Genomic DNA, 13,345 nt, shown 5'->3' on the forward strand with positions numbered 1-13,345 from the left:
TCACTTCGGTGCTCTAGGGTTCGCTGTCGGAGGTCCTCCGCCAGACGGCGGGGGCGGCGCGGAGGGGCGGGATGTCGGTGCGTGACAGCCAGCGGATGGCAGTGGTCGGCGGGATCGCCGCCGTGGTCGTGGGAGCCACCGGGTTCGGTGTGTACGCCCTCACCGGCGACGACGGAAGCGGCTCGGGGAACGGCACGTCCGCGGCCTCCGACGGCGACGGCGACGGCAAGAACGCGGAGCCCGTCAAGAAGGGCCCGCTCTCGGCCCGTGAAGTCCGCACGGCCGCCGGGGACTTCCTCGACGCCTGGTCCGCGGGCGAGGCGGGCAAGGCCGCCGCGCTCACGGACGACAGCGGGGCCGCCGCCAAGGCGCTCACCGCCTTCGGCAAGCAGGCCCGCGTCTCCCAGCTCAAGTTCACCCCCGGCCCGGCCGCGAAGGCGGCGGTGCCGTTCGGCGTCAAGGCCGCGGTCGCGCACGGCGAGCAGCGCGCCACCTGGTCCTACGAATCCCGGCTGGAGGTCGTACGGCAGGAGCGGACGGGCGAGCCCGTCGTCCGCTGGAAGCCCGACGTGCTGCACCCCAAGCTGAAGGAGGGCCAGGCCGTCCGCACCGGTGAGGCGGGCACGCCGCCGGTCAGGGCCGTCGACCGCAACGGCGCGGAGCTGACCAAGGAGGAGCACCCCGCGCTGGCCGGGGTGCTGGCCGACCTGCGCAAGCGCTACGGCGCCAAGACGGACGGCACCCCCGGCATCGAGACCCGGATCGTCGACGCCAAGGGCAAGGACACCGGCACCACGCTGCTCACCCTCTCCAAGGGCACCCCCGGCACCCTGAAGACCACCCTCGACCTGACCCGGCAGCGGGCGGCCGAGGCGGCCGTCGAGGGCAAGGCGAAGGCGTCGGTGGTGGCCGTCAAGCCGAGCACCGGGGAGATACTGGCGATCGCCAACTCGCCCGCCAAGGGCTTCAACACCGCGCTCCAGGGCTCGTACGCGCCCGGCTCCACGATGAAGGTCGTCACCGCGGCGATGCTCATGGACCAGGGTCTGGCCGCTCCCGGCAAGACGCACCCCTGCCCCAAGTACTTCACCTACGGGCACTGGAAGTTCCAGAACGACGACAAGTTCGAGATCAAGGGCGGCACCTTCAGCCAGAGCTTCGCCCGCTCCTGCAACACCGCCTTCATCAGCCAGGCACCCGAACTGGACGACGACGCCCTGACCAAGGAGGCGCGCGACGTCTTCGGCATCGGCCTCGACTGGAAGACGGGCACGAGCACGTTCGACGGCCAGGTGCCCGTGCAGGCCGACGCGCAGAAGGGCGCCTCCCTGATCGGCCAGGGCGGCGTCCGGATGAACCCGCTGACCATGGCGTCCGTGGCGGCGACGGTGAAGTCCGGTGTCTTCAAGCAGCCCTACCTCGTCTCCCCCTCGCTCGACGACCGCACCTTCGCCAAGGCGCCGCGCACCATGAAGCCGCAGGTCGCCGCCGATCTGCGGCAGCTCATGAAGACGACCGCCACCGGCGGCACGGCGGCCGAGGCGATGGCGGGCGCCGACGGCGACGTCGGGGCGAAGACCGGCTCGGCGGAGGTCGACAACCAGAAGAAGCCGAACGCCTGGTTCACGGCCTACCGCGACGACGTCGCGGCGGCGGCCGTGGTGCCGGAGTCGGGCCACGGCGGCGAGTTCGCGGGCCCGGTGGTCCGGAAGGTCCTCGACGCGGGGTGACCGCCCCGGGGCGGGTTTGCCTCCGCCCCGGGCCCGAGAAGCTCCACCGGACCTCACGCGCGGCGCGGTAGCAGCCTGGCGCCGGCGTGTTGAGGCGTTCGCGGAACTGACCAGTTCCGGGGCGAGTTCGATGCCTGTCTGACGCCTCGTACCGAGGGGCCGGTACTGACGCCGGTCGGGTTGTCCCGCGCGCCCGAACCCGCGCGACCGGCCTCATCACCCGGGCGGCGGAGGGTCTTTCGGCGCGGGGGTCGCCCGAAGGGGCAAGCCGGAATCGTGCACCTCGCGCTGACTCAGGTGGAGCTCTCGCAGGCGTGGCAGTCCGCGCACGGCCGAGTCCACCGTGCGTACCAGGGTCCAACTGAGATCGAGGTACTCCAGGTTGGCGAGGCGGGCTGCCTGCGGCGGCAGTTCACGCACGTCGCAGGTGCTGAGGTCCAGGTGACGGAGCTGGGTCATGCGCCCGAGGGAAGGCGGGATGCCGGTGAGGCCGCTCATGGGGAGGATCAGTGTTTCGAGAGCGGTCAGTTCCCACAGGTCGGCGGGTGGGGCGGACCACACGCCGTCGTCGTCGCTGAGGATGCCGTGGCAGAGGTTGAGGCGGCGTAGCGCGCGGAGATTCCCGATGCCTTCCGGGAGTTCGTCGACCTGGCAGTACGGCAGGTCCAGGTCGCGCAGTGCGCCGAGTTCCCACAGCGCGGCCGGGATTCCCCCGGTCTCCAGGGCTTCGCCGTTCAGCCACAGACGGCGGAGGGACGCGAGTCGGCCGAGTTCCGCCGGGAGGGCCCGCAAGGGCTCACGCTGGGCGTTGAGGACTTCCAGTCGGCGGAGCTCGCCGATCGCGACGGGTAGTTCCTCAAGCTGACCGCTGGAGATGGTGAGCCGGCGCAGCTGTGTGAGCAGACCGATCTCCGGCGGCAGGGCGGTGACCGGTGCGTCGATCTCCAAGCTCTCCAGCCGTGTCAGCCGCGCGATCCCGGCGGGAATCTCCTGGAGGTTGTCAGCGTGGATGGCGAGACGGCGCAGCCGTCGCAATCGCCACAGTTCGTCCGGTAGCGCGGGCAAGTCGCATTCGCTGACGCGGAGGTCCTCGATCTCAGGGCCGGTGCCGGACAGTTCGGCCGCTGCCCTGTCGTACGCCTGTTGCTGCCAAGCTCCCCTCCCCATGAGCCCACAGTAGCGATCCTGCGAGGTGGAACGTGGAGCGGGGATGAGCTGACAACGCAGGTCGTCGCGCGCTCGCCGGGGACTACGGGAGTGCCCTTAGGCTGACGGGCATGAACGCTGCTTCACCTGGTGTCCACCCCCGCTTCGCCGTCGCGCTCGCCGCGCTCGGGCTCGACGACGTCGAGGTGCGGACCTTCCCCGAGGCGACGCGCACCGCGGTCCAGGCCGCCGCCGCGGTCGGCTGCGAGCTGAGCCAGATCGTCAAGTCCCTCGTCTTCGAGGCGGACGGCGTACCGGTGCTCGTGCTGATGGACGGCGCCGGGCGGGTGGATGTGGCGCGGGTGCGCGCGGAGTTGGCGGCCGGGCAGGTCCGCCGCGCGTCGGCGGAGACCGTACGGGCGGCGACGGGCTTCGCCATCGGCGGCGTCCCGCCGTTCGGGCACCGCACGACGCTGCGGGTCCTCGCGGACCGGGGCCTGCTCGCGCACCGTACGGTGTGGGCCGCCGCCGGTACGCCGCACACGGTGTTCGCGCTGGACCCCGAGACGCTGGTCGCGCACGCGGGCGGCACCCTGGCCGAGGTCGCCGAGGAAGCCACGGGCGCGTGACGCCGCTGGTCGTCGCCGCGGTGCTGGCCGCCGCCGTGACGCACGCGGGCTGGAACGCCATCGCGCACGGCATACGGGACCAGCTGGTCGCCTTCTCGCTGATCGGCGCCGCCGACATCCTGTGCGGGGCGCTCGTCGTCGCCTACGCGCCGGTACCCGCGGCGGGCGCCTGGCCGTACCTGCTGGCCTCCGTGGTGCTGCACGTGGGCTACCAGGTGCTGCTGATGCGCTCGTTCCAGCTGGGCGACTTCGGCCAGATGTACCCGATAGCGCGCGGTACGGCGCCGCTGGTGGTGACCGTGCTGGCCATGGTCTTCCTGCACGAGACGCCCGGTCCCTGGCAGACGGCGGGGGTGGCCGTGGCCTCCGCTGGCCTGGTCGGCGTCGCCCTGTGGGGCATCCGGGGCCGGGCCGGCGGCGTCCGTACGGCGCGGCCCGCGCTGCTGGCCGCGGTCAGCACCGGGCTGGCCATCGCCGCGTACACCGTCGTCGACGGCGCCGGGGTCCGCGCCTCCGGCACCGCACTGGGCTACACCGGCTGGCTGGTCCTGCTGATGGGGCCGTGCATCCCGCTGTACGCGTTCGCGGTGCGCGGGGGTGAGCTGCTGGACCGGATGCGCCCGGTGGTCTGGCTCGGGCTGCTCGGCGGCGCGCTGTCCACGGGCGCCTACGGGCTGGTCCTGTGGGCGCAGACGCAGGCTCCGCTGGCGCCGGTCGCGGCGCTGCGCGAGTCGTCGATCATTGCGGGGGCGGCGATCGGTGCGGTGTTCTTCAAGGAGCGGTTCGGTGCGCCCAGGGTCGCCGCCTCCGCGCTGCTGGCGGCGGGCATCGCACTCATGCTCACCGGCGGCTGAGCGACGTCTGCGCGGTGGCGGTCCGGCGGCCGTCCGGCCCCTGACCGGCGGCTGCGCGGAACCGCCCGGAACCCGGCGGCTACCCTGGGGGGCTGACCGGTTCCCTTATCAGGAGTGAGATGGCTGTCAACCTCGTCAATCTGGAAGCCGTCGACAAGGTGTACGGCACCCGTGCGCTCCTCGACGGCCTCTCCCTCGGCGTCAGCGAGGGGGACCGGATCGGTGTCGTCGGGCGGAACGGGGACGGCAAGACCACCCTCATCCGCATCCTCGCCAAGCACGAGAGCGCCGACGAGGGCCGGGTCACGCACGTCGGCGGGCTGCGGCTGGGCGTGCTGACCCAGCACGACTCGCTCGACCCGGCGGCGACGGTGCGGCACGAGGTGCTGGGCGATCTCGCCGACCACGAGTGGGCCGGGAACGCGAAGGTCCGGGACGTGCTGACCGGCCTGTTCGGCGGGCTGGACCTGCCCGGCTTCGCCGAGGGCCTGGACACGGTGATCGGCCCGCTCTCCGGCGGCGAGCGGCGCCGTATCGCGCTCGCGCAGCTGCTCATCTCCGAGCAGGACCTGATCGTCCTGGACGAGCCGACCAACCACTTGGACGTCGAGGGCATCTCCTGGCTGGCCGGGCACCTGCGGAGCAGGCGCTCCGCGCTCGTCTGCGTGACGCACGACCGCTGGTTCCTGGACCAGGTCTGCACCCGGATGTGGGACGTGCAGGGCGGCACCGTGCACGAGTACGAGGGCGGCTACAGCGACTACGTCTTCGCGCGGGCCGAGCGCGAGCGGATCGCGGCGACCGAGGAGGCCAAGCGGCAGAACCTGATGCGCAAGGAGCTGGCCTGGCTGCGCCGGGGCGCTCCGGCCCGCACCAGCAAGCCCCGGTTCCGCATCGAGGCGGCGAACGAGCTGATCGCGGACGTGCCGCCGCCGCGCGACACCGCCGAGCTGATGCGGTTCGCGAACTCCCGGCTGGGCAAGACCGTCTTCGAGCTGGCGGACGTGACCGTCCAGGCGGGCCCGAGGGTGCTGCTGCGCCACCTGACCTGGCAGCTCGGTCCCGGCGACCGGATCGGCCTGGTGGGGGTCAACGGCGCGGGCAAGACCTCGCTGCTGCGGGCGCTGGAGGAGGCCGCGCGCAGCGAGGGGGAGACGCAGCCCGCGGCCGGGCACATCAAGGTCGGCCGCACGGTGAAGCTCGCGTACCTCTCACAGGAGGTGGCCGAGCTGAACCCGGCCTGGCGGGTGCTGGAGGCCGTCGAGCAGGTGCGCTCGCGCGTGGACCTGGGCAAGGGGCGCGAGATGAGCGCCTCGCAGCTGTGCGAGCGGTTCGGCTTCGTCAAGGAGAAGCAGTGGACGCCGGTCGGCGACCTCTCCGGCGGCGAGCGGCGGCGGCTCCAGATCCTGCGGCTGCTGATGGACGAGCCCAACGTCCTCTTCCTCGACGAGCCGACGAACGACCTCGACATCGAGACGCTGACCCAGCTGGAAGACGTGCTGGACGGCTGGCCCGGCTCGCTCGTGGTCATCTCCCACGACCGGTTCTTCCTGGAGCGGACGACGGACCGGGTGTTCGCGCTGCTGGGGGACGGCGCGCTGCGGATGCTGCCGCGCGGGGTGGACGAGTACCTGGAGCGGCGGGCGCGGATGCGCGACGCGGCGCCGTCCGGCGCCGCCGCCGCGGCCCCGGCTCCCGCCCCCGCGGCGTCCGGCGCCGCTCCGGCGGCCACCGGGGCAGCAGGGGCCGCAGGGTCGGGGGCTTCGGCGAGCCACCTCTCCCGTGCCGCGCAGAAGGAACTCCAGCGCATCGAGCGGCAGCTGGACCGGATCGGCGAGAAAGAGACCAAGCTGCACGCCGAAATCGCCCAGAACGCCACGGACTTCGAGCTGGTGGCCGAACTGGACGGCCGGCGGCGCGCGCTGGTCGCGGAGCGTGACGACCTGGAGACCCGCTGGTTGGAGCTGGCAGAGGGCGCGTAGAGCGCGGCTGCATTCTCATAACGACGGGCTGTCACGGGCGGGAACCGGACAACGGCTCTTCGGTGTCCGGTGATACAAAGAACGTCTGCTCAGCCAGCCAACAACTGGCAGGCCAAATGCCCGATTCGCTCGCCCCTGAAGGGTTTTGCGCAGCGCTGGGCAGCCGGTCCGCCGTAACGAGGGAATGTCATGTCGCAGCCGCCTCCGCCGCCCAGTCAGCCGCCGACGGGCGGCCCTGGCGGGCCGCAGGACCCGCCTCCGGGTGGTCCGCCGAGCGGGGCTCCCGGTGGGTACGGATACCCGCAGGGCCAGCCCGGTCAGCCTCCGGGCTACGGATACCCGCAGGGCCAGCCCGGTCAGCCTCCGGGCTACGGATACCCCCAGCAGCCGCCGCCGGGAGGCGGCTTCGGTGCGCCGACCCCGCCACCGCCCGGCGGCTTCGGCGCCCCCACCCCGCCCCCGGCCCAGCCGCCCACCCTGCCCCCGTACGGGCAGCCGGGCGCGGGACCGTACGGGCAGCCGGGGCAGCCGCCGTACGGGCAGGACCCGGGTCTGTATCCGACGGCGCCTCCCGGCACGATGCCCGGTCCGGGCGGGCCGGGCGGCCCGGGTGCGGGCGGCGGCAGGAACAACAAGATGATCATGATCGTGGCCGCGGTGGTCGCCGTCGTGCTGATCGCCGCCGGCGGTGTCTTCTTCCTCACCAAGGACGACGGCGGTGACAAGAAGGACGAGTCCAAGGGCGACGACAAGGGCAGCTCGCAGGGCACCAAGGGCGGTGGTGACAGCGGCGGCGACAGCGGTGGCGGCACCGGCGGCAGCAAGCCCAAGAGCACCAAGGGCGAGATGCTCTTCAGCCTGGACGCGCCCAAGGTGGACGACCTGACCTCGGTGGCCGGCCTGTGGGGCACCGAGGACACCTTCGCCAAGAGCACCGTGAACGCCGTCCTCGGGATCGACCCCAAGAGCGGCACGGAGAAGTGGAAGATCGCGCTGGACGGCGCGGTCTGCGGTGCGTCCCGGCACGTGACCGAGGACAACAAGACGGCGATCGTCACCCAGGAGACCAAGTCCAGCAAGGCCGACTGCAACCAGATGGTGGTCATCGACCTGGACAAGGGCAAGAAGGTGTGGCAGGAGACCATGCCGGGCGCCGACACCCTGGGCGTGGAGAACGTGACGATCAGCCAGGGCACCGTCGCCTCGGCCTGGATCGGCGGCTCCGTCGGCTACAAGATGACCGGCGGCAAGCCGCTGTGGTCGGCCAAGCCGGGCGACTGCCGGGACCAGGGCTACGCGGGCGGTCCGAAGCTGGTCGCGGTCGTGGAGTGCGGCAGCTTCTCCGACGCGACGTTCAAGGTGCAGACCCTGGACCCGAAGACGGGCAAGAAGCAGCAGGAGTTCGAGGTCCCCAAGGGCGTCGAGACGCTGTCCGTCGCCTCCACCGACCCGCTGGTGCTCGTCGTGGGCGCCGGTGAGGTCTCGGCGACCGACGTCATGACCATCTCGCCCGAGGGCAAGCTGATGGCGAAGATCCCGCTCGGCGACCGGTACGAGGTCGACTGCGACATCGAGACCGAGGCGTGCAAGGACATCGCGGTCGGCAAGGACGCGCTGTACATGCCGACCGCCGCGCACGAAGACGGTACGGGCACCGGCCGCACCAACGAGATCATGGCCTTCGACCTGAAGACCGGCAAGACGAAGTGGAAGTCGGACGCGGGCGAGGGCCGCAGCATCACCCCGCTGACGATGGAGGGCGACGAGCTGATCGCCTACAAGCTGCCCACCTACGACGAGGGCGGCGAGATCGTCGGGGTCGAGCCCGCGAAGGGCAAGCAGACCCTCTGGTTCACGCTGGGCAGCAGCAAGGTCGAGGACGGCTTCGTGGCGTTCTCGCTGCTGGACCGCGCGCTCTTCGCGTACGGCAGGCTGTATCTCCAGACCGACCTGATCTCGGAGCGCGACTCCTCCGGCAGCGGCCGCAAGTACCTGGCCGCGGGATTCGGCGTCGAGTGAGCCGCAGGCACCGGGCGGATCGGGTGAGCTGACCGGATCGGGTGAACCGATGCGGCGGCGGGGGGCGGGTGCGACTGCGCACCCGCCCCTCCTCTTTGCCCTTTCGCCCCCCTTCGTGGGGGCGCGCATCGGCGCACGAGCGTGTAGCTTCCGGGGGCATGCGGCCGGGCCTGTGGGGGCAGTCCTCACGGGCGGGACGGTCGTGTCCGGGGCGGGGGATGGGGGGCGGGGCTCGATGAGCGTGCGGCTCATGGTGGTCGACGATCACCGGCTGCTCGCCGAGGCGCTGGCCTCGGCGTTGAAACTACGCGGACACCGGGTGCTGGCCGCCGCCGCGCCCAGCGCCGGTGCGGCGGACCTGGTGGTGAGCAGGGCGCCGGAGGTGTGCCTGCTGGGCACCGCGACGCCCGCCGAGCCCGGCATCTTCGACCCGGTGGTGCGGATCAAACGGGAGAAGCCGCAGATAGCGGTGCTGGTGCTGGGCCCGGTGCCCAGCCCGCGCGGCATCGCGGCGGCCTTCGCGGCGGGCGCTTCCGGCTACGTGCGGCACGACGAGCGGATCGAGGGCGTCGAGCGCGCCATGATCAAGGCGCGGGCCGGTGACGTCGCCGTGGGGCCGCAGCTGCTGCGGGACGCGTTCGCCGAACTGCTCAACCCGGCAGCGGAGCCGGACGACGAGGGCAAGCGGCTGTTGCAGATGCTCACCCCGCGCGAGGTGGAGGTCCTGGTACGGGTGGCCGAGGGGGAGGACACCCGGCTGATCGCCGTCGGCATGCGGATCGCGCCGAGCACGGCGCGTACGCACGTGCAGCGGGTGCTGATGAAGCTCGGAGTCGGCTCGCGGCTGGAGGCGGCGGCACTGGCCGCGCGTACGGGGCTGCTGGAGCGGGCGGGGGCGTCGCCCGTACGCGAACGGGAGTGAGCCGGGGCGCCGCGGGCGCTGCGAGCGCTGCGGCGGGGTGAGCGCCCGTCATGCGGGTTGCCCCTTGAAGCCGGTCGCGCACTCCACGGCGGGCGCACGGCGAGGTGCCCCCTGCGGGCCGATCCGCAAAGATCGCCCGAACAGGGCGGCCCAGGCGGGCACGCTTGATCCTGATGTTGACTTGTGATTGTTTGCGTTCAGTTCTGTACGGGTGCTGCGGGAGGAAGCCTGGTGAAGAAGACTTCGGCCCTGCTGGCGGACGGCCGCGAGATCGTCTACTACGACAGCCGTGACGACGCCGTACGCGAGGCCGCCGACGCGCGCCCGCTCACCCCGCGGGCCGCGGCAGCCGGGACCGCCGAAGCCGGGGCCGCCGCCTCCGAGATCCGCTTCGACCCGCTGCTCGCCGAGTGGACGGCCGTCACCGCCCACCGGCAGGACCGCACCTACCACCCGCCCGCGGACGCCTGCCCCCTGTGCCCGTCCCGCGGCGGGCGGCACACCGAGATCCCCGAGGCGGAGTACGAGGTCGCCGTCTTCGAGAACCGCTTCCCCTCCTTCACCGGCCCGCCCGGCGCCACCCGCGCCGACGGGCCGTACGGCCTCTTCGCCCACCGCCCCGGCGCGGGCCGCTGCGAGGTCGTCTGCTTCACCGCCGACCACGACGCCTCCTTCGCGGACCTCACCGAGCCGCGGGCCCGGCTCGTCCTGGACGCCTGGACGGACCGCACGGCGCGGCTGGCCCGGCTGCCCGGCGTGCAGGAGGTCTACTGCTTCGAGAACCGGGGCCCCGAGATCGGCGTCACCCTCGGCCACCCGCACGGCCAGATCTACGCCTACCCCTTCACCACCCCGCACACCGCCCGCGTGCTGCGCTCCGTCGAGGGGCACCGGCAGCGCACCGGCGGGCGTAACCTCTTCGACGACGTGCTCGCCGCCGAACTGGCCGACGGCTCCCGCGTCGTCCTCACGGGCGCGCACTGGGCCGCGTTCGTGCCGCACGCCGCGCGCTGGCCGTACGAGGTGCACCTCTATCCGCTGCGCCGGGTGCCGGACCTGCCCTCGCTCCACGAGGCGGCGCGGGCGGAGTTCGCCGGGATCTACCTGGAGCTGCTGCGCCGCCTCGACCGGGTCTTCGGGCCCGGCGAGCCGCCCACCCCGTACGTCGCGGGCTGGCACCAGGCACCCGGCGCGGCGCCGTCCCGCGCCGACTTCGCGCTCCACCTCGAGCTTTTCACCATCCGCCGCGCTTCCGGCAAGCTGAAGTTCCTCGCGGGTTCCGAATCCGGCATGAACGTGTTCATCAACGATGTGCCGCCGGAGGCCGCGGCGCAGCGACTGCGAGAGGTAGCGAGCGCGTGACCGCACACATCCAGAACGAGACCCCCGCCCCCGCCCGCCACTACCTGGTGACGGGCGGCGCGGGGTACGTCGGCAGCGTCGTCGCCGCGCACCTGCTGGAGGCCGGGCACCGGGTCACCGTGCTGGACGACCTCTCCACCGGCTTCCGCGAAGGTGTGCCCGCCGGGGCGGAGTTCATCGAGGGCCGGGTCCAGGACGCGGCCCGCTGGCTGCGCCCCGGCGCGTCCGGCGCCCCCGCGTTCGACGGGGTGCTGCACTTCGCCGCCTGCTCCCAGGTCGGCGAGTCGGTCGCGGACCCGGACAAGTACTGGCGCAACAACGTCGGCGGCACCATCGAACTCCTGGCCGCCCTGCGCGACGCGGGCGTGCGCCGCCTCGTCTTCTCCTCGACCGCCGCCACCTACGGCGAGCCCGTCCGCAGCCCGATCACCGAGGACGACCCGACCGCGCCGACCAACCCGTACGGCGCCACCAAGCTCGCCGTCGACCAGATGATCTCCGGCGAGTGCCGGGCGCACGGCTTGGCCGCCGTCTCGCTGCGCTACTTCAACGTCGCGGGCGCCCACTTCGCCGCCGACGGCGCGGCGTACGGCGAGCGGCACGACCCCGAGACCCACCTCATCCCGCTGGTGCTCCAGGTCGCCCAGGGCCGCCGCGAGTCGATCTCCGTCTACGGCGACGACTACCCGACCCCCGACGGCACCTGCGTGCGCGACTACATCCACGTCTCCGACCTCGCCGAGGCGCACCTGCTGGCCCTGGACGCCGCCGTCGCCGGTGAGCACCTGATCTGCAACCTCGGCAACGGCAACGGCTTCTCCGTCCGCCAGGTCGTCGAGACCGTCCGCGAGGTGACCGGACACGCCGTGCCGGAGAGCGCCGCGCCGCGCCGCGACGGCGACCCCGCCGTACTCGTCGCCGCCGCCGACCGGGCGCGCACCCGGCTGGGCTGGCGCCCCTCCCGGGCGGAACTGCCGGTGATCGTGGCGGACGCGTGGGCCTTCGCGCGGCGAACGGCGGCCTCGGCCCCCGTATGAGCTTCCGCGAGGTCTACGGGTACGCCCCGGACGGCGTGTGGGCCGCGCCCGGCCGGGCCAACCTCATCGGCGAACACACCGACTACAACGACGGGTTCGTGCTGCCGCTGGCCCTCCCGCACACCACCCGCGTGCACGCCGCCCGCCGCGACGACGCGGTGCTGCGGCTGCACTCGGCCGCCTCGCCGGGCCGGGTGGTCCAGCTGCGGACCGACACGCTGTCCCCCGCAGACGCCACTGGCTGGGCCGCGTACCCCGCCGGGGTGGCCTGGGCGCTGCGCGCGGCGGGCGCCCCGGCCGGCGGCGCGGACCTGCACGTCGAGAGCACGGTGCCCACGGGCGCCGGGCTCTCCTCCTCGGCGGCGCTGGAGGTCGCCACCGCGCTGGCGCTGAGCGAACTGCACGGGGGTCCGGGCGGACCGGGCGGGTCCGGCGGACCGGAGGCGGCGGAGCTGGCCCTGCTGTGCCGGCGGGCGGAGAACGACTTCGTCGGCGTCCCCTGCGGGATCATGGACCAGATGGCGTCGGCCTGCTGCACCGAGGGGCACGTGCTCTTCCTGGACACCCGGGACCTCGGCCGCCGCCAGATCCCGTTCGACCTCGCGGAGCACGGGCTCACGCTGCTGGTCGTGGACACCCGGGTGCGGCACGAACTGGCCGACGGCGCGTACGCCGAGCGGCGCGCGGGCTGCGAGGAGGGCGCGCGGCTGCTGGGCGTACGCGCCCTGCGCGACGTGCCGTACGAGGAACTGGACGGCGCGCTGGGACGCCTGCGGGCGGGTGCCGCCGACGGCGTCGCGGGGGAGGGCGGGCGGCCCGGGGTGCCGGAGCTGGTGCGGCATGTGCTCACCGAGAACCGCCGGGTGGCCGACACTGTCCGGCTGCTGGAGTCCGGGGACGTCCGCGGGGTCGGCTCGCTGCTCACCGCCGGACACGCCTCGTTGCGCGACGACTTCGCCGTCTCCTGCGCGGAGCTGGACCTCGCGGTGGACACGGCGCTCGCGGCGGGCGCGCTGGGCGCCCGGATGACGGGCGGCGGCTTCGGCGGCTCGGCGGTCGTCCTGCTGGACGCCGCGCTGACCGCCGCGGTGGCGGAAGCGCTGCGTACGGCCTTCACGGCCGCCGGGTTCGGCGGCCCGCGCGTCTTCGAGGCGGTCCCCTCGCGCGGGGCGCACCGGGTGCGGTGAACGCGCCGGGGCGCGGCGCGGTGGGGTGGTGTGGCGTTCAGCCCGGCGGTGGGGGTCCGTCGTCCGGGTCATGCCGGGCTCGCGTGCCCCGGCGCACGACCCTTCCGCCTGGAGAGGCCGCGCACCGGGCCGCGCCCCCGGCCCGACCCGCATGACAGACCCTGGTGCTTCACGACGCGGGCCACCTGGTGGCCCGGCTTGCAGCAGAAGTCCGGCGCCTGGCAACCCCGGGTCTCCACGCGCCCGCGCCCTCATCCGGGTACCCAGCCCGTACCGCGCGGAGCCCCGTCCACTCGCTGGAGCCGGACTGGCTGTTCGTCGCCCGCCGAAGTGTCCCGGAGGGGCGCGCGGGACGGGGGAGAGCCGGGCGTTGCCGCTTCCGGGCGCCGTGCGGGCTGATCCGGCGCCGCTGGTCGGCTTCTGTCCCGATCCGCATCGCAATTTCCAGGCCAAGAGCTGTCCCGCCCCCGCGAGAGG

Annotated in this window: 10 protein-coding genes; 9 read left to right on the forward strand and 1 reads right to left on the reverse strand. The window is 73.4% G+C overall.

Annotated elements, in window-relative coordinates; translation table 11 throughout:
- The first annotated feature begins 71 nt into the window (after positions 1 to 71).
- Positions 72 to 1,730, forward strand: a complete 1,659-nt coding sequence (locus H299_RS0127250; protein WP_486587441.1) for a penicillin-binding transpeptidase domain-containing protein — start codon at positions 72 to 74, stop codon at positions 1,728 to 1,730.
- Between the two features lie 216 nt (positions 1,731 to 1,946).
- Here H299_RS0127250 and H299_RS0127255 read toward each other — a convergent pair whose 3' ends face one another.
- The gene (locus H299_RS0127255) at positions 1,947 to 2,897 is read right to left on the reverse strand and encodes a leucine-rich repeat domain-containing protein (protein ID WP_106965867.1); all 951 of its coding nucleotides are present in this window, start codon (positions 2,895 to 2,897) and stop codon (positions 1,947 to 1,949) included.
- A gap of 110 nt (positions 2,898 to 3,007) precedes the next feature.
- On the opposite strand from H299_RS0127255, the gene H299_RS0127260 reads away from it, so the two are divergent.
- From H299_RS0127260 to galK, 8 genes are all read left to right on the forward strand, one after another.
- On the forward strand, positions 3,008 to 3,505 hold the full coding sequence (locus tag H299_RS0127260; protein ID WP_037760646.1) for a YbaK/EbsC family protein: 498 nt from the start codon (positions 3,008 to 3,010) through the stop codon (positions 3,503 to 3,505).
- Positions 3,502 to 4,359 (forward strand): EamA family transporter, encoded by an 858-nt coding sequence (locus tag H299_RS0127265; protein ID WP_027751000.1) that lies wholly within the window; start codon positions 3,502 to 3,504, stop codon positions 4,357 to 4,359. The genes H299_RS0127260 and H299_RS0127265 overlap by 4 nt, the downstream gene beginning before the upstream one ends.
- A 119-nt stretch (positions 4,360 to 4,478) precedes the next feature.
- A complete protein-coding gene (locus H299_RS0127270) occupies positions 4,479 to 6,341 on the forward strand; it encodes an ABC-F family ATP-binding cassette domain-containing protein (RefSeq protein WP_027751001.1) in 1,863 nt (620 codons plus the stop codon).
- Positions 6,342 to 6,530: 189 nt separating this feature from the next.
- Positions 6,531 to 8,360, forward strand: coding sequence for an outer membrane protein assembly factor BamB family protein (locus H299_RS0127275; RefSeq protein WP_027751002.1), 1,830 nt, complete (start codon positions 6,531 to 6,533; stop codon positions 8,358 to 8,360).
- Between the two features lie 235 nt (positions 8,361 to 8,595).
- A complete protein-coding gene (locus tag H299_RS0127280; protein WP_027751003.1) occupies positions 8,596 to 9,282 on the forward strand; it encodes a LuxR C-terminal-related transcriptional regulator in 687 nt (228 codons plus the stop codon).
- A gap of 231 nt (positions 9,283 to 9,513) precedes the next feature.
- Positions 9,514 to 10,644, forward strand: coding sequence for a galactose-1-phosphate uridylyltransferase (galT, locus tag H299_RS0127285; protein ID WP_027751004.1), 1,131 nt, complete (start codon positions 9,514 to 9,516; stop codon positions 10,642 to 10,644).
- Complete coding sequence (galE, locus tag H299_RS0127290) at positions 10,641 to 11,681, forward strand: UDP-glucose 4-epimerase GalE (RefSeq protein ID WP_486587442.1); 1,041 nt, start codon at positions 10,641 to 10,643, stop codon at positions 11,679 to 11,681. Before galT ends, galE begins: the two co-directional genes overlap by 4 nt.
- The gene (galK, locus tag H299_RS0127295; RefSeq protein ID WP_027751006.1) at positions 11,678 to 12,868 is read left to right on the forward strand and encodes a galactokinase; all 1,191 of its coding nucleotides are present in this window, start codon (positions 11,678 to 11,680) and stop codon (positions 12,866 to 12,868) included. Before galE ends, galK begins: the two co-directional genes overlap by 4 nt.
- Positions 12,869 to 13,345 lie beyond the last annotated feature (477 nt).

The sequence above is a fragment of the Streptomyces sp. CNH287 genome, assembly GCF_000424825.1.

Excerpts from the sequence above, each read along its gene's own strand:
- H299_RS0127250 (WP_486587441.1), top strand. The coding sequence starts at position 72 with ATGTCGGTGCGTGACAGCCAGCGGATGGCAGTGGTCGGCGGGATCGCC.
- H299_RS0127255 (WP_106965867.1), bottom strand. The coding sequence starts at position 2,897 with ATGGGGAGGGGAGCTTGGCAGCAACAGGCGTACGACAGGGCAGCGGCC.
- H299_RS0127260 (WP_037760646.1), top strand. The coding sequence starts at position 3,008 with ATGAACGCTGCTTCACCTGGTGTCCACCCCCGCTTCGCCGTCGCGCTC.
- H299_RS0127270 (WP_027751001.1), top strand. The coding sequence starts at position 4,479 with ATGGCTGTCAACCTCGTCAATCTGGAAGCCGTCGACAAGGTGTACGGC.
- H299_RS0127275 (WP_027751002.1), top strand. The coding sequence starts at position 6,531 with ATGTCGCAGCCGCCTCCGCCGCCCAGTCAGCCGCCGACGGGCGGCCCT.
- H299_RS0127280 (WP_027751003.1), top strand. The coding sequence starts at position 8,596 with ATGAGCGTGCGGCTCATGGTGGTCGACGATCACCGGCTGCTCGCCGAG.
- galK (WP_027751006.1), top strand. The coding sequence starts at position 11,678 with ATGAGCTTCCGCGAGGTCTACGGGTACGCCCCGGACGGCGTGTGGGCC.